The sequence below is a fragment of the Xanthomarina gelatinilytica genome (assembly GCF_000348685.1).
Lineage (GTDB): Bacteria > Bacteroidota > Bacteroidia > Flavobacteriales > Flavobacteriaceae > Xanthomarina > Xanthomarina gelatinilytica.
In genome coordinates, this window is record NZ_ANLA01000008.1 from 32,619 (window position 1) to 48,527 (window position 15,909).

The following is a 15,909-nucleotide window of genomic DNA, read 5'->3' on the forward strand; positions in this document are numbered from 1 at the left end:
TATGTACGACGATGTTAAGTTTATAGAAACTGTAGTAATATCTGGTTTAATCGCAGTTCAGTTGTATCTGGCATTTAGGTTATATGTCAAAATTATGTCATATAAATCTATTTTTTCAAAAATGCCTTTTATAGCTCAAAAAAGCGTTACTGTAGACGTTTATAATGAGGGTAATGTATCGGAAATATTATCAGAAGAAGATATCGATGATGATGAATTAAAAACGGAAATTGCATATCTGAAAAGTACGTCTTCCAACAAAACAGTATCAAGTATTTCGACTACAATAAATACGTACCTCATTAAAAATAAAGGAGCCTCAATAGACTTTCATATTCTTAAAGATATTACAGACAGGTATATTGAGATTGTTGAAGATGAGATTAATAACCGGATTCCTGCTCCATTGTATATTGGGCTTGCAGCTACTATGCTAGGAATTATATTAGGTCTTTTTGCTATTAATTTTGATTTAAAAAGTGAGGATACTACTTTAGCACTTAAAGCAATAAAACCTCTTATTGATGGGGTTAAAATAGCAATGACTGCTTCTGTGGTAGGTTTGGCAATTACTACTGTTTTTTCTGTATGGATATTTAAAAGTGCTAAATCAAAAGTTGAAGAAGGAAAGAATGAGTTTCTATCTCTTTTGCAATCGGAGCTTTTGCCTAAAATGAATAAATCTAAATTACCTGAAGTACATACGCTTTCAACTAAATTAGATGCATTCTCTCGAAACACATCTAGCGTGATCTCTAAATTAGATGGTATTGTTAAAAATTCTTCAGATGCGGTTTTTAGAGAACAAAAATTAATTTCAGAAATCAAAAGTTTAGATGTAAAAAAGGTAGCTTCTGTTAATATTGATGTATTTAATCAACTGGAAGGCATGATGGGCTCTTTTCAGGATTTTGCTAAATATTATAATAAACTAGATAAATCACTATTAAATACTACAGAATTACTTCGAAACCTTGAGTCTTTTGTCACCAACACCCATAATATTAATATAGTCCTTGAGGATATTAAAAGTAATATATCTAGAAGTGATAAAGCAACTGATTTTTTCAATTCACATATTGAATCATTTTCTCGTTATGGTGATGCTGTAAACGAAGCTGTGGCCAATACAGACTCTAAAATGTCTAAAGCCATTCATGAACTTGTAGAGTTAGCTAATAAACAATTTGAATCGTTTAATGAAGCAGTTGCAGGCTATGATTCTAAATTGACTTTAGCCTTTAATAAATCTATTGAGAATTTCACACAATCAATGGATCATCAAGTAAAAAGAACAGAAGAAGCATTTAACACGGCTAGGCCTAAATTTGAAAAACTAAATAAACTGGATAAACTCGATGATATTGAAAAGAGGTTGGTTAATCTTGAGAGTAAATTAAGCGATGTAATAAGTAGTGGTAACAAAAGTATTGTCACGGCATTACATTCAATTAAATTTACTACTTCTTCCAAAGGTGAAATTGAAGAGAATCTTCCTGAAAATCTCAAGACATCTATATTGTCAAAATTAATTTTAGGCTTAAAAATTATGGCATACATTGTTGTTATTTCAGGTGGTATTTATTTTATCTATAAGTATCGATAAAATGAAAAAAACAGGATTCTTTTGGGTAAGTTATGCCGATTTAATGACAAGTCTCTTTTTTGTTATGTTGGTTCTTTATGTTATTACGTTTGTAATATTACAAGTGGAACAGGGTAAAATAAAAGCTCAAAATGAACAGTTAAAAAAAATACTTCAAATAGAAGAACAATTTAAACCACTTCAAAATGACAATGATTTTTATTATTTGGAAAATTGCGAAAAATATGTTGCAAAAGATTTAATAGGCATAGAAATATTTGAATCAAATGAAACTGAAATAAAACCAGAATACAAGGCTTCAATAGTTAATGTTGGGCATAAGGTAAATTCCTTTTTAGAGAACATAAGTAAAGATAATTCTAAATTTAGTTATTTACTGGTTATTGAGGGAAATATGGCTAATTCATGGGATAAACGTTTTAGTGAGGATTCTAATTATGGCTATAAAAAAAGTTATGAAAGAGCTTTAACTGTTTACGCATTATGGAATGATATAGGTATTAATTTTAGAGATAAAAATGTTGAGGTTTTAATTTGTGGTAGCGGATTCAATGGTCTATGTAGAGATGATGTTGAAGAAAATAATAAGCGCTTTTCTATTCAAATTATTCCAAAAATTGCCAAGATTGATTATAACCTTGAAGAAAATGAATAAGATATTAAAAGTAATCTGTACTTATGTAAGTTTAATATTTTTACTGATGCTTCAATCTTGTGTAGGTTGTTCTAATTCTGGGCGCGCTAAAATTATTGCTAAAGCAAAAGCCGAAGCCTCAAAAAATCAAACGGTTCCAGAACCTAATACAATGGTTAAAGATGTTCTTCCTGAAATTGTTGAAATTGAGGATATTGTTACGCCTAAAGAAGAAAAATCAATAAAGAAGGAGCTAATAAAAAATAAAATACCACCTGCAAAAGGAAATTTAATTCAAGTAGAAGGTTTGGTTCTTAAAGAGGTTATGGAATTAAACATTAAACTAAACACTTCCCAATCTCAAGTTGAGCAAATTTTGGCAATGCAAAATTATATATACTCAAATTGGCATTATATTTTTGATCCAGATACAGGAAGTGATACATGGCGATCAGCAGAGGCAACTCTTTCTCTAAAATATCAAGGTCAATATTCTGGTGATTGTGACGATTTTGCAATTTTATTAGCATCTATGGCTAGGCAAATTGGTTTAAAGTCACGTATGGTAGGTGGTTTTGATAAGGGGGAAGGACATGCATTTGCTGAATTCTTGCTTCCAGATGGAACATTGGCACCTTCACAACTTAACCGTTTAGACTATAGAAAAGATTATAGTGGTATATGGATAAGTTTAGATTGGTTTAAAGGTTCAGAGCATAATAGGTTTACGCATGATATTCGCATATTTGATGAAATATAATCTATAATGAGAGATAGTTTTCCAAATATTTTTTTCCTTTTCATTTTTGTTGGATTAATATCATGTACTTCAAATAGTAAACGAGCATCAATTAAAAAAATAGATGCTAATATTTCAATTGTTAAAGAAAATTATATTTTAAGTAATCAGGAAAGTGATAAATCATTAATTTCTGATTCTAAATCAATAAAATTAGTCTCCTGGAACATCCAAGACTTAGGTCAAACTAAAAACAATGAAGAAATAGCCTTTATGGCTGATGTTTTAAGAGATTTTGACATCGTAGCTATTCAAGAGGTAGTAGCCAAACATCCTGCTGGGGCTCAAAAAGTAGCTCAATTGGTCGATGAGTTAAATAGGAAAGGAGCAAAATGGGACTACAGAATCAGTGATCCTACCAAGAGTCCTTCCGTATACATGAGTGAGCGCTATGCCTTTTTGTGGAAAACACATAAAATAGACCTTATTGGCAGAGCTTATTTAGATAAAGAATTAGAAACCCATATTCATAGAGAACCTTATATAGCCCAGTTTAAATTAAAAAAAACAAATCAGTTTTTTTATATCGTTAACTTTCATTCCCGAAAACATGATGATAATCCAGAGTTAGAAATAAAATTCTTTAAAGATTATTCAAAACGATTCCATTCTAATAATATCATTATAGCAGGGGATTTCAATCTGAACGAACGTCATTCAGTTTGGAGTGATCTTTATCAGCAAGGTTTTAATCCAGCTTTGAAAGATTCTAAAACAACTTTAAAATGGAAATGTTTAAAGAACAACTACCTAAACCATGCCATTGATAATATCTATTATTCTAAAAATATAGCTTTTGTCAATTCAGGAGTTTTGGATTATATTGCTACCTGTGAAAATTTAGCAGCAGCAAGAAAAATATCCGATCATTTACCTGTTTTTTTGGAGTTTAACATGAATTAGATTATGCTATGAAGCCTTTTAAAATAGTACTATTCCTCTTAGCTTTTGGGCTTACTTCTTTAAGTTTCTCACAAGACGTGTTTACCACCAAAACAGGTGAAAAATATCATCAAGAGTCTTGTAGGTATCTAAGCAAATCGAAATATCGGGTGGACTTAAAAGATGCTATTCAATATGGATACGATCCCTGTTCTGTATGTAAACCCCCAACAAGAACAGCCTCTGGCAACAGACAAGCTTTACATTTTTCTAGCAATCAAAGTTCCTCAAGTGTTTCTAAAAGCTCAAGTTCTTCAGCTACGCAGTGTACTGGTAGAACTAAAGCAGGCAATAGGTGTAAACGGAAAACAACAAATACCAACGGAAGGTGTTATCAACACTAATAGCTATACTATATCAAGTAGTTATAGGTTGAGGGAAACCGTAAGTTAATTTAATATAAATCCAGTAGTTTTGTTTGAATGAGATTAACCTAAAGCAAGTAAATGTAAGCATTAAAAATCATTCTGGCCATACTTTTATTTCTCTGCCTATTAGACATGCCCTATGGGTATTATCAATTTGTACGTTTTGTTTCATTTGTTGCTTTCGTTTTTTTTGCCTATCAGGCCCATCAAAAGGACAATAAAACCGAAGCTTTTATATATTTGGCTTTGGCATTGTTATTTCAACCTTTTATTAAAATTGCCTTAGGCAGGACTTTATGGAATCTTGTGGATGTAGTGGTGGGGATTGGATTGGTTTTGAGTGTTTTTTTCGAGCCTGTAAAAAAAATAAATGACAAGTGGTTTTAAGATTAGGTTTTGTTAAAAAGGAAATACAGGCACGCTTAAATAGGGTGTTTTTTGTTTATGGATTTCCGTAAGGAAGATATTGTTAAAATGTATTAAGTTTGATGCAAAAACCAATTACATCATGAAAAATTATTTCCTACTTCTACTATTATTAAGCATGCTTTTCCCAAAGCAAGTAACCAGTCAAAACGATGGCGCAGCAATTGCTGCTATAGGTGGTGCTATGGCAATTGGAGCTATAATTGCTTCCATAGATCAAATGGAAGAACAAGCAGAATTAACTGCCACCGAATGGATTTTACATAACCATCCTGAGTTGACAAATTTTGCATTGAAAACCATGTCCTTTGATGGAAAAAAAGCCAAAGACATGTCGGCCACCACAGTTATAATTTATAAAATCCAAGAATTTGTTCCAGAAATGGAACCTAAAATAAATGGAAAAAAGCAGGTGTTATTTGGTTTTACCAGTCCTGGATGGATAAGCGATTATGGGATTGACTTTAATAAAGTAAGCTGGTTTTTGATAGACGATGTTGAATGGATGCGTATGATGATTGCCTATGTTAAAGTTGCATCTGAGGAAAAAAATGAAACTCATTTAAAAGAAATCTTAAAAGATGGTAAAATTGTAAATCGGGGTGTAAAGACAGGAAGTAAATTGGCTATTCCATTTTTTAAACTTACAGGGGATATGTATGTGGTAACTGATTATTCCGAGAGATTGAAACTGCTTTATAACGAACGTTCTTTGGGTATTTTTTTAAAAGAAACCAGGGATTTGGTGCAAATAGGTCGTGGCGATATTATTGATATTCACAATTTCTTTTTTGAGGAATAGAGGCTGTAACTTATTTGCAACAAACTTTTTTAGGCGTTTATAATATTTAAATTTGAAATAATTTAATAATTGCCAATAGTAGTATGAAAGACATATAAGGATTATGTACCTGCTAGTGTGTTGTTGGAGCGGATAAAGGTGGAGGAAAATAAATATGTCGCTCTTACAGAGCTCTTAACAAACGCATCTATCGGTGTTATTAACATAATGCTCCTCTGGAGCTACAAAAATGGAAAATAAAAAGTCACAGTGTGCAAAATATTAATAGACAATTATAAAATATCGAATTATAGCTCCAGCGGAGCGCTATATTATTAGAAATGGCAAATACATACACCCAATTATATTTTCACATTGTGTTTGCCGTAAAAGGCAGACGAAACCATATTTCAAAACAATGGAAAGACGAATTGTATAAATACATAACAGGTATAGTATTAAATAAAAACCAAAAATTAATGATTATCAATGGAATGCCCAATCATCTTCATATATTAATCGGCACAAAACCAAATTGTAATTTGTCGGATTTGGTTAGAGACATAAAAGCCAATTCTTCTAAATGGATAAATGAGCAAAAATTTATAAAAGGAACATTTGAATGGCAAACAGGTTTTGGAGCATTTACGGTCAGCCAATCAGGAATAAATAATGTAATTAAGTATATTAAAAACCAAGAAGAACATCACAAGAAAAAAACATTTAAAGAAGAATATATAGAATTTTTGAACGCATATAAAATTGAATTCAAAAATGAATATTTATTTACAGATGAATGATGTCGCACCTCTGGAGCTTTTGCTTTTGCACCATGATGAGGCTATTGATATTAGGCACCTCTGGTGCCATGGGAAAGAACAATTTAGATAAATAATAACATTACGGACCTCTGGAGCTTTTGTTTTTGTATCATGATGAGGCTATTGATATTAGGCACCTCTGATGCCATGGGAAAGTAAGCCATAGAGAAACATTCGGTTTAAGCCCAGTTTTGTGATTCATTTGTGTTCTGGATTAACTATCCTATTTTTTTATGTAATTTTACCAATACATTAAAAATTTTATTATTTATGAAACAATTATTACTCAATTTTATAGCGACCATCTGTGTTTTTGCGATGGTTTCAGCACAAGGTTATACCACCCCAGACACAGGAAGTACCTTTACCTTGAACGATCTGGTGGCTGCAAGTCCGACAACTATTTCTGTTAGTGGTTCTACCTATACTTTAACAGACGATTTGACCATTTCTGCTACGGATACCTTTTTAATAGACACCGATGCGACTTTGGAGATTGGAGCAGACATTCTCATTACCGTTTTTGGTACATTTCAAGTTAGTGCCAACCAGGCAACCTTTACAGCTATAGATCCGGCTCTGCCTTATGAAGGGTTTCGTTTTGAAGAGTTTTCAAACATTCAGATTGAAAATGCCACCATACAATATGGAGGAGGTTTGCGTGTGCTTACGGAAAACTTTAGCATAAACAACTGTTTATTGACAAACAATGTTTCTGGAGCTGCCACTGGAGGGGTTATAGCACTTTCTAGAGGTATGGCCCAAATAACAAATAACACCATTAGCTTTAATGACACGCCAGCCATTAGCTCAGGTGCCAATAGTGCCGTCTCACCTTATATCTTTAACAATTATATAGAAGGAAATAACCAGGCCAATTCCAACCGGCCTCAAATAAACATAGGGACCACTTTAGCGACTGACCCTTTGCAAATAGTGCAAAACACCATAATTGGGGATCGTGATTTGGATATGGTAGGTGGCATTGCTGTCTCCAATTTTGTTGGAGGACAGATCAATGCAGTAATTGATAACAATATCATCATCGATAACCGTTATGGATTGACTATTTTGGGCAATAACTCTTTTGCTTATATTAGGAACAATCAAATTGAAAACAACGACACGCAAAACAATCCAAATTTGGGAGGTAGTGGTATTTCATTAAATACCTCTTCCGCAGGAATGGATGTTATTGCCAGTGGCAATCAAATACGGGGAAATCTTTGGGGAATCACCGTTATTGGCCAAGCTTCTATAAATTTAGGGGATGGAACTGGAAACGTGGGACAGAATGTGTTTGCCAACAACGGAAACGGAGGTACAAGCTATGCGCTTTATAACAATACCCCAAACGATATCATGGCATTAAACAATTGTTGGGATGAAACCAACTTGCCCAACACGCTAGCAGATGCTGAAAATGTGATTGTGCACCAAAACGATATCAATACTTTAGGGTTGGTGTTTTTTGATCCTGTGAATTGTGGTTTTTTAGGTGTAGAAACATCTCAATTACAAGATGTAAGTATCTATCCAAATCCCACAAAGGATATATTTTTCTTAGCAAACAACACACAATATCAATACATGAATGTCTATGGAATTGATGGTAAATTAATCATGGTACAGACATTGCATCCAGGGACCAATGAACTACATATGGATTTAACTCCTGGGATGTACATTTTGGAATTGCAAGGCAACCAATCAAAAACCATAAAAAAGCTGATGATACAATAATTTATAGAGACATGTACCTTAATGACCATTTTTTAGGATTAACCTTCTGGAATGGCGCTCCTTCATTATCTGTCTGACGTTAGGCATGGCAGTATGAAGGATACTTTTAAAACCGCTACTTCGTGATATGAGCAAGAGCGAAAACCACCGTATGAATTAAGATATGTGAAGTTAAAGGAATTATTTGATCTCCCCATAAACACGTTTTACAAAGTCACCCTTTAAAAAAGCAGTCGCATCCAATTGGCTTTGAAGGACCACACCTTTGGTTTTGGTATCCAATAGCCATGCAATGGCTTGTATCAAGGGTGTTGCTGTACTGGTTTGAATGGCCCTTAGGGTATGTTTTCCTATTTTTTGGGGTTTGATGTGTTTGGCTATTTCCTGTCGATAAAATTTTCCTGTTGCGTCTTTACCTGCAACTGCCGCATAGAGAACAATTTGATCGTCTTCGATATGTGGGATTTCTGTTTGCATGATTTCTTGCAATCCCGAAATGGGGTCTTTGCTGTTTTTCAAAGTTTTTAATTGTTTCCCGACCCAAGTATAATGTCCAGGGTGTCTTAGGGTTTTATAATCCAGGTGTTTTACCTTTCCACTGAGGGCATCGGGTAAATCTGCTGCGCCACCCGAAGTCAGGTCTTCTTCGTAACCAATGCCATTAATGATGATATAGGCTCTCTCGGAGAGTGCCGGTAAGGAGGTTTTGTTATAATTCCGTATGACGATACAGTCTTTAAGGTATTCCGTAGCCACACCAACAGGGCTCCAGGTAAAGCCATAATAATGAGGGGCTATGGCATGATTGGTAAGGGCGCCCACTTTTAATTCCAAGGTATCCACTTGTTCGACTTTATGTTTTTTGCAGAAGTTTTGAAACATGTGATGGGCCAGTACATCTATATAGCCAGGAGCCAATCCCGTTTGTAGTACGAATCCGGTTTGGGCGTCTTTGGCCAGTAGGATAATTTGGTTGGTTTCAGCCACATATTCGGTTAGGTTGGCATAACAGAGCTTGTAGGTTTTGGCCATGCGAGCCATATTTGGGGCCAAACTGCCAGGCAGGCAATCGAGTAGGGCATCGCCTTTTTCAAAAATGCGGCCCATGTCATCACTGATGGAATTGGCATCCAAATAAAAGGCGTGTACCTTACAAGCCTTGGTAGTCCCGTTCATGATCCATTGCGCAACGTTTTGGGCTTTTTCCAAGTCCCTGTCGCCAATGTAAATGGTAGGTGTTACGGCGCTCCACTCGGCCAAAATAAGACCAGCAGCTTCAGCTATGCCACCTGCACCGGCAATAATTAAGTGATAGTGATTTTTCATAGTAACTTTTTACACATTAAAAGAGTTACCAAGTTAGGAAATTTAGGTGAAGAAAACAGGGCTATAGGAAAGCATGCTGTTTGTGGAATGGATTTAAGGATTTTATAAAAAAACATTGCTTTGGACCAGTACCATAAAACGTGAAAACCTTGGGCAAACAAGAATTTTATTTATGGTGGAGGTGGGTGTTTTATACAATTTAAGATTGGCTACAGCAAAACAAGTTTTTACTGATTGTGACCAGGTTTTAAGTAAGTTTTGAATGATTTAAGGGCTTTTCTTTTTCCAAATATAAGTGGTTTGCATGGTATGTTAGCTGTTATAGAAACACTTGGATTTGCAATATATCAGTCTGTTACCAATGTGTTTTATTAGCTCTTACTTAATTCTTTTATTTTTATTTTGGCGCGCTCATTGTTTGGATCCAGTTCCAAGGATTTTATATAGTTGTCAATTGCTTTATCGGTATTTCCCACTGTTTCATAAGCTTCCCCCAAACTATCATAGGAGTTTGGTGACTTGGGATAATTTTCCACATTCATGATGAAGAATTCCAATGCCTTGGATTTGTCTTTATCATTTTCACTTTGTAGCGTTCTATAGCCTAATTGGTTTACAAGATGTTCTGGAGGAGGGACATGCCAGGAGAGTCTTTTGGAAAGTGTTTGGAAATGTTGGGTTAGTTGCTCTTTATCTTCCACATCACGATAGGAAATTCCATAGCCTTCAAAAATTGTGGAGATTCCGTTATGAAAAGCAATGATTGGCACTGAGCTATGGCTTTCATTAGGAAAGTATTCCAGTTTTGCCGGTAATTCGCCTTTGCATTTGCTGTTCAATGATTCGTACAATCTTACATGGCGGTCCCGATTTCTGATGTTCCTTTTACCCCAATTGGCAGTGGCTAGGTACAGGAATCTTTTGAATGACTGATCTGTAAGGGAATCTAACTTTTTGTCCATGGTTTCTGAATCCCATGTTCCAAAACTTGGATCGACCGCGATATAGGAATTGAAACCTGTTTTTTCTTTCATATAAGCATGAGTGGCCAGTAAGCCTCCCAAAGAATGCCCAAACAGGATTCGATAGGGAGCAGTTCTATAGGTTTGGTCCAATTCGGGTAAAAGTTCATTTTCCAAAAAGCCAAGAAAACGATCTCCACCACCTGAATTGTTTTCTCTAACTGTGATGATTTTGTCTGGAGTGTAGTCCCTTCTTCTATCTACATTTTGAATGGCAACTACAATCAGCTCTGGAATTTTCCAGCTTCTATATGCATCGGAACTCATGTAGTTTACCATTCCAGCTATGGACTTAAAATGTGAATCTCCGTCAAGCACTATCAGTATTGGGTATGTTTTGTAGGATGATTTTTGATCCTTGTAAGAATCAGGAAGGCTTACCCAATACTCCCTATTTTCATTTAAGATATTAGACCAAAGCGAATGTTTGGTGCCGATTAGTATTTGTTCAACATCTTGTGATTTTATTAGGTTGATCCCTAATAAAATAAGTAGTACTGCAATGATATTTTTGTTCATTCTGTTGTTTTTGCTCAATATGTCTTGCCCTGAACTAAGGCTATTTTAGGTTATTTATAACTTATTATTTAGGTATATTTTTTGAATGTTTTACCAAGTTGGTGTTTGTTTTGGTTTTCTTATTACATATACCCGACTAATATAATGGATTTATATAAAAACAGCTAGCTGGTCATGCTCATTTTAATTCAAGAAGGGAAGTATGGTGTTTAAACATAAAATTCAGAATTTATAACATATTATCAGGTTGCCTATGGTTTAAGCGTTAATAAAAAATCAAGTTCTAGAACTTTCTGAAAATTATTAATTTCATTTTTTATAATTTTACTGTCCTTGTTTCAACATCCATTTTTAAAGCCTTTTAGTTGTCTAAGTGCAAAAATCATCAAAATCCATAGCAGTACTTCCATTTGTTAATATGAGTAACGATGTTAATAATGAATATTTTAGTGATGGTATTACTGAAGAAATTATTAATGCATTAACCAATATTAAAGAATTAAAGGTCATTGCAAGAACATCTTCATTTGCATTTAAAGGAAAACAGGTTGATATTAGGAAAGTAGGGAAGCAGTTAAACGTTGCAACAATTCTAGAAGGCAGTGTTAGAAAAGCAATGAATAGAGTGCGTATTACAGCTCAATTAATAGATGCCAGTGATGGTACCCACTATTGGTCTAAAAATTTTGATAGAGAATTAGACGATATTTTCAAACTTCAAGACGAAATAAGCCTTCTAATTGCTAATGAAGTCCGGAATAACTTTGGGCATTTTGATATTCAGGACCATTTAGTAACAGAAGTAACAAGCAGTATTGAAGCCTACGAATTGTTTTTAAAAGGACGTTATTATCAATTGCAATGGACTCCTGATGCGCTCCGAGAAGCCATAAATTATTATAATAAAGCCATTGAAAAAGATAAAAACTATGCCAAAGCCTACTATGCCAATTTACAATGCTTTGGTTTGTTGGCAGCTTGGGGCTATATGCCATATCAAGAAGGAATAGAAAATGCAGAGAGAAACTTTCTAATAGCTAAAGAGTTAGATACTCAATTGCCAGAATACCCACTTTCTTTTGTAGGCAAAACCTTTTGGGGTGAATGGGATTTTAAATCTGCTTACGGTTATATAGAACAGGTATTAGCTATAAACCCTAATCATATTGATGGTTTGGAAGCCATGGCAGAATTATTTATAGCTCATGGATTATTTGATCAGGCAGAAAACTATGCGCGAAAACTGCTGGATGTGGATCCTTTATCAGCTAATAACCATTATACTTTAGCTCATATTCACTATTATCAAAAAGATTTTAAAACGGCTTTAACACATGTTAATAGAGCTTTGAGAATACGGCCAGATTTGGAACTTGCAAAACATTTACAGGCTTTGTGTCTTTTATGGTTGAATAAAAAAGAAGAATTTGAAAATGCAACCAAAAACAATCCGTTATATCAATTACAGACTATTTTGTTTCAAGTTATTAATGAAAATAATCAATCCTTATCAGAAACTTTAATAGAATCTTGGAAAGACGTAGATAAGGAAAGGTCTCAATTAGCCCCTTATGAATTATTTATTCTTGCGAATACAGCTCATAAAGCAGAAGCCTTTAACTTGTTAAAAAAGTACATAGAACAACGTCGTGGACAAATTATTAATTATAGACAAGATCCTCTACTAGAACCATTAAAGCAATTTGAAGATTTTGTAAACTTGCATACATCCAACTTCTCAATTGATGATGTATCTGAGCTTAATGTAGAGAAGGCTAACAATAAATTAATTATTGATCCCACAGAACAGATTGCACTTAAAAAGAAGTTGGTAGATTATATTGAAGACGAAACCCCTTATTTAGATTCCCAATTAAATTTAAAGTTTGTAGCAGATGCTTTAGAAATTCATCCCAATAAATTATCCTATTTAATAAACGAAGTTATGGGAGTGAACTTTAATGAGTTTATAAACCAATACCGACTTAAGCACTTTAAATCCATTGCGTTAAAACCTGAGCTTAAGCACATCACCATTTTAGGTTTGGCATATGATAGTGGTTTTAATTCCAAAAGTGTTTTTAATACCTTTTTTAAAAAAAGTGAAGGTGTTACTCCAAGTAAATGGGTTCAGCTACATTCTATTTAAAGCTCTTTAAACAAACCTCATTTTTATTTCCAATAAATTCCGAACGTTCTAATTTATAATTCAGAACGATTCGCTTCAAGATATATCTCAATTTTGTCACATCAAATAAAACATAATCAAAAAACGAACAATTATGAAAACAATCAAAAAACAAATGAAGTTAAAAATGGCAGCTGGTGTTGCTTTTTTATTAATGTCTGCAATGTCATTTGCACAGAACGATTCCACTAACGAAACCACATTTCAACGCAACGGTTTTATCTTTGAGATTGGTCTTGGAGGAGGCGTTATAAGTATAGAAGATAGTGAAGGCATTCAAACCTTTGATACATCACAAGGAGCTTTTAGCTTTCCTGAATTGAAATTTGGTTTTATGCTGAATGATAAGTTGGCTATAACAGCTTCCATGCCAGGAAACATCTATGAATTTCAAGACAACGACAGGCACTTTGGTAGTTTTATTCCATCTGTACAGTATTGGGTTAAAGACCGTTGGTGGATTCATGGAGGTATTGGTTTAGCCATAGATGGTCCTGCTTTATACGATATTAATGATGAAAATGATGATTGGAATTTTGGGTGTGCAGTTATGGCAAGCTCAGGTTATGAATTTTACAAGAAGAAGAACTTTGCATTAAATATACAATCAAAAATAGTTCTAGGGAGAGCGTTTCTGGAAGGTGATGCGCATAGAGATGCCGCTTTATTTAACGTAGGATTAGGATTTAGTTGGTTGTAATAAACAGGTACTCATGCAATCTTTTTTTATCAATCAAGAATCTAAAAAAGCAATTATAGATTTATACTATAAAAAGCTTCAGAGTTTAAATCTAGACTTCGAATTCTTAACTGTTGAAACAAGTTTTGGTGACGCAAATATTATAATAACTGGAAATGCTAACAATCCACCATTAGTCTTGGTGCATGGCGAGAATAGCTGTGCACCAATTGCAATTGAAAAGTTAAAAGAACTTGAGGAAAAGTTTAGAATTTACGCTATTGATATCTTAGGACAGCCCAATTTGAGTGAAGAAGTCATACTTAACCCAAAAACGGATGATTATGGAAAATGGATGTATGAGATTTTATCGCGACTTCAAATATATAAGGCTTATTTTGTGGGAATATCACTAGGTGGTTTTATTGGTCTAAAATCATTAATCTATAATCAAAATAGAATATTTCAAGCTTTTTTAATTCATCCTGCTGGCATTGTAAACGGTAATCGGTTTGAAGTTTTTGTTAAAGCATATTTGCCATTTACATCGTTTAAAATTCAAAAAAAAACAATCTGTCTTAAGCAATTCATGAAAAACACATACACCAATGAAGATGCTTTTACTTTAAAGTTTTTATCAAAACTTTTTTTAACTTATCGAACAAAAAGGTTATCAATACCCTTAATGACAACACAAGAAGCTCAAATAATAACCATACCATTAAACATTATTGCAGCAAAAGATGATTATTTATTTCCAGGTGAAAAGCTTTTGAATCGTGCCCAAAAACTTTTTCCATCATTAAAAAAAACTATTTTGCTGGAAAACTCTAAACATTTTCCCAGTAAAGACGATTACGACAGAATAAAAGAATTGATTTTAGAAACACTAATAACATCCAAAAAATAACCATATGAAAAAGATAATACCTTTTAGTTTGGCACTTTTTGTTTCATTTTCATGCTTTGGTCAACAAACTATGAATGATGAATTTAAACAACTATTAAAAGCTGAAATGGAGAAAGAGACGGTTAATAATGCATTTTTACACGTATATTCAAAGGCGAAAGCCATTGATGTTAAACTAGCTGAAGGCGTATTTAGCACAGGAGATTCAGTAGCTATTGATACTCCTTTTTATGTGGCAAGCATTGGAAAAACATTTACAGCAACAGCCATAGGCTTGTTGAAAGATAACAAACAATTGGCGTTTGAAGATGCCATAAGTAACTACTTGTCTGAAGACATTTTAAAGGAACTACATGTTTTAGAAGGCGTAGATTATTCCAATGAGATTACCATAGCTCAGTTGTTACAGCATACCTCAGGATTGTCAGACTATTTTGAAGATAAAACTGTTAATGGCACTCCAAATATGATGGAACAACTCTTTAATGATCCAACAAAGATTTGGACACCCTTGGAACTGATTCAATTTTATAAAAAGAATATGAAGCCCTTATTTGCTCCAGGCACTAGTTATCATTATACTGATACGGAATATGTGTTATTAGGGTTGATTATTGAGCGTGTGAGTGGTTTAAAACTTCATGAGTTTTTTAAACAGTATATTTTTCAACCACTAAACATGAATCATACGTACATGAACTTAAGATCAAATCCCATTCAGGAAACGGCAAAAATGGCTGAGATTTATGCAAGTGTATACAACATCTCTAGTTTTAATAGCTTAACAGCTGATTGGGCTGGAGGAGGTTTGGTTTCTACCACACAAGATTTAATAAGGTTTCAAGATGCTTTATTTCATGGCGAGTTGGTTAAAAATGACACGTTACAAACCATGCAACAATGGACTCCAGAAACTCAAGGTATGTACTATGGTTTTGGGCTTAGGAAAATAGTATTTAACGAACTTCATCCAAGTTTGCCTGAACTTGAAGTTATTGGACATTCAGGTAGTACAGGTTCTTATTTATTTTACTGTCCTAGTTTAGATACATATGTCTCGGGAACATTAAATCAAACTGATGAAGTAAGACAGACCATCCTTTTGTTAAGCAACATTATGTCACTTATTTCTGAAAAACAATAAA

The 15,909-nt window shown here is 33.8% G+C and carries 15 protein-coding genes; 13 read left to right on the forward strand and 2 right to left on the reverse strand.

Annotated features, from left to right (window positions below; translation table 11 throughout):
* Position 1: 1 nt before the first annotated feature.
* From D778_RS06140 to D778_RS06180, 9 genes are all read left to right on the forward strand, one after another.
* Complete coding sequence (locus D778_RS06140; RefSeq protein WP_007648765.1) at positions 2-1,606, forward strand: hypothetical protein; 1,605 nt, start codon at positions 2-4, stop codon at positions 1,604-1,606.
* Between the two features lies 1 nt (position 1,607).
* Complete coding sequence (locus D778_RS06145; RefSeq protein WP_007648767.1) at positions 1,608-2,261, forward strand: flagellar motor protein MotB; 654 nt, start codon at positions 1,608-1,610, stop codon at positions 2,259-2,261.
* Complete coding sequence (locus D778_RS06150; protein ID WP_040491666.1) at positions 2,254-3,000, forward strand: transglutaminase-like domain-containing protein; 747 nt, start codon at positions 2,254-2,256, stop codon at positions 2,998-3,000. The genes D778_RS06145 and D778_RS06150 overlap by 8 nt, the downstream gene beginning before the upstream one ends.
* Before the next feature lie 6 nt (positions 3,001-3,006).
* Positions 3,007-3,942: an endonuclease/exonuclease/phosphatase family protein gene (locus tag D778_RS06155; protein WP_007648770.1), complete on the forward strand. Its 936-nt coding sequence runs from the start codon at positions 3,007-3,009 to the stop codon at positions 3,940-3,942.
* Between the two features lie 174 nt (positions 3,943-4,116).
* The gene (locus tag D778_RS06160; RefSeq protein ID WP_007648771.1) at positions 4,117-4,374 is read left to right on the forward strand and encodes a hypothetical protein; all 258 of its coding nucleotides are present in this window, start codon (positions 4,117-4,119) and stop codon (positions 4,372-4,374) included.
* 68 nt (positions 4,375-4,442) lie between these two features.
* Positions 4,443-4,736 (forward strand): DUF6804 family protein, encoded by a 294-nt coding sequence (locus D778_RS14770; RefSeq protein ID WP_040491671.1) that lies wholly within the window; start codon positions 4,443-4,445, stop codon positions 4,734-4,736.
* A 121-nt stretch (positions 4,737-4,857) separates the two neighbouring features.
* Positions 4,858-5,577, forward strand: a complete 720-nt coding sequence (locus tag D778_RS06170) for a hypothetical protein (RefSeq protein ID WP_040491680.1) — start codon at positions 4,858-4,860, stop codon at positions 5,575-5,577.
* A gap of 320 nt (positions 5,578-5,897) precedes the next feature.
* The gene (gene tnpA, locus D778_RS06175) at positions 5,898-6,356 is read left to right on the forward strand and encodes an IS200/IS605 family transposase (RefSeq protein ID WP_007648774.1); all 459 of its coding nucleotides are present in this window, start codon (positions 5,898-5,900) and stop codon (positions 6,354-6,356) included.
* A gap of 291 nt (positions 6,357-6,647) precedes the next feature.
* Positions 6,648-8,120, forward strand: a complete 1,473-nt coding sequence (locus D778_RS06180) for a T9SS type A sorting domain-containing protein (protein ID WP_007648775.1) — start codon at positions 6,648-6,650, stop codon at positions 8,118-8,120.
* Between the two features lie 180 nt (positions 8,121-8,300).
* Here D778_RS06180 and D778_RS06185 read toward each other — a convergent pair whose 3' ends face one another.
* Both D778_RS06185 and D778_RS06190 read right to left on the reverse strand, forming a co-directional pair.
* Positions 8,301-9,446 carry a saccharopine dehydrogenase family protein gene (locus D778_RS06185; RefSeq protein ID WP_007648776.1) on the reverse strand — a complete coding sequence of 382 codons (1,146 nt, stop codon included), beginning with the start codon at positions 9,444-9,446 and terminating at the stop codon, positions 8,301-8,303.
* Between the two features lie 371 nt (positions 9,447-9,817).
* On the reverse strand, positions 9,818-10,987 hold the full coding sequence (locus tag D778_RS06190; RefSeq protein ID WP_007648783.1) for an alpha/beta hydrolase-fold protein: 1,170 nt from the start codon (positions 10,985-10,987) through the stop codon (positions 9,818-9,820).
* Positions 10,988-11,360: 373 nt separating this feature from the next.
* Between D778_RS06190 and D778_RS06195 the strand changes: the two genes are divergently transcribed.
* The 4 genes from D778_RS06195 (at position 11,361) to D778_RS06210 (ending at position 15,908) form a co-directional block, all read left to right on the forward strand.
* Complete coding sequence (locus tag D778_RS06195; RefSeq protein WP_007648785.1) at positions 11,361-13,136, forward strand: helix-turn-helix domain-containing protein; 1,776 nt, start codon at positions 11,361-11,363, stop codon at positions 13,134-13,136.
* Positions 13,137-13,269: 133 nt separating this feature from the next.
* Positions 13,270-13,875, forward strand: coding sequence for a hypothetical protein (locus D778_RS06200; RefSeq protein ID WP_007648787.1), 606 nt, complete (start codon positions 13,270-13,272; stop codon positions 13,873-13,875).
* A gap of 13 nt (positions 13,876-13,888) precedes the next feature.
* Complete coding sequence (locus D778_RS06205) at positions 13,889-14,764, forward strand: alpha/beta fold hydrolase (RefSeq protein ID WP_007648789.1); 876 nt, start codon at positions 13,889-13,891, stop codon at positions 14,762-14,764.
* Between the two features lie 4 nt (positions 14,765-14,768).
* Positions 14,769-15,908 (forward strand): serine hydrolase domain-containing protein, encoded by a 1,140-nt coding sequence (locus tag D778_RS06210; RefSeq protein WP_040491674.1) that lies wholly within the window; start codon positions 14,769-14,771, stop codon positions 15,906-15,908.
* Position 15,909: the final 1 nt, after the last annotated feature.

Excerpts from the sequence above, each read along its gene's own strand:
- D778_RS06140 (WP_007648765.1), top strand. The coding sequence starts at position 2 with ATGTACGACGATGTTAAGTTTATAGAAACTGTAGTAATATCTGGTTTA.
- D778_RS06145 (WP_007648767.1), top strand. The coding sequence starts at position 1,608 with ATGAAAAAAACAGGATTCTTTTGGGTAAGTTATGCCGATTTAATGACA.
- D778_RS06150 (WP_040491666.1), top strand. The coding sequence starts at position 2,254 with ATGAATAAGATATTAAAAGTAATCTGTACTTATGTAAGTTTAATATTT.
- D778_RS06155 (WP_007648770.1), top strand. The coding sequence starts at position 3,007 with ATGAGAGATAGTTTTCCAAATATTTTTTTCCTTTTCATTTTTGTTGGA.
- D778_RS06160 (WP_007648771.1), top strand. The coding sequence starts at position 4,117 with ATGGATACGATCCCTGTTCTGTATGTAAACCCCCAACAAGAACAGCCT.
- D778_RS06170 (WP_040491680.1), top strand. The coding sequence starts at position 4,858 with ATGAAAAATTATTTCCTACTTCTACTATTATTAAGCATGCTTTTCCCA.
- tnpA (WP_007648774.1), top strand. The coding sequence starts at position 5,898 with ATGGCAAATACATACACCCAATTATATTTTCACATTGTGTTTGCCGTA.
- D778_RS06180 (WP_007648775.1), top strand. The coding sequence starts at position 6,648 with ATGAAACAATTATTACTCAATTTTATAGCGACCATCTGTGTTTTTGCG.
- D778_RS06185 (WP_007648776.1), bottom strand. The coding sequence starts at position 9,446 with ATGAAAAATCACTATCACTTAATTATTGCCGGTGCAGGTGGCATAGCT.
- D778_RS06190 (WP_007648783.1), bottom strand. The coding sequence starts at position 10,987 with ATGAACAAAAATATCATTGCAGTACTACTTATTTTATTAGGGATCAAC.
- D778_RS06200 (WP_007648787.1), top strand. The coding sequence starts at position 13,270 with ATGAAAACAATCAAAAAACAAATGAAGTTAAAAATGGCAGCTGGTGTT.
- D778_RS06205 (WP_007648789.1), top strand. The coding sequence starts at position 13,889 with ATGCAATCTTTTTTTATCAATCAAGAATCTAAAAAAGCAATTATAGAT.
- D778_RS06210 (WP_040491674.1), top strand. The coding sequence starts at position 14,769 with ATGAAAAAGATAATACCTTTTAGTTTGGCACTTTTTGTTTCATTTTCA.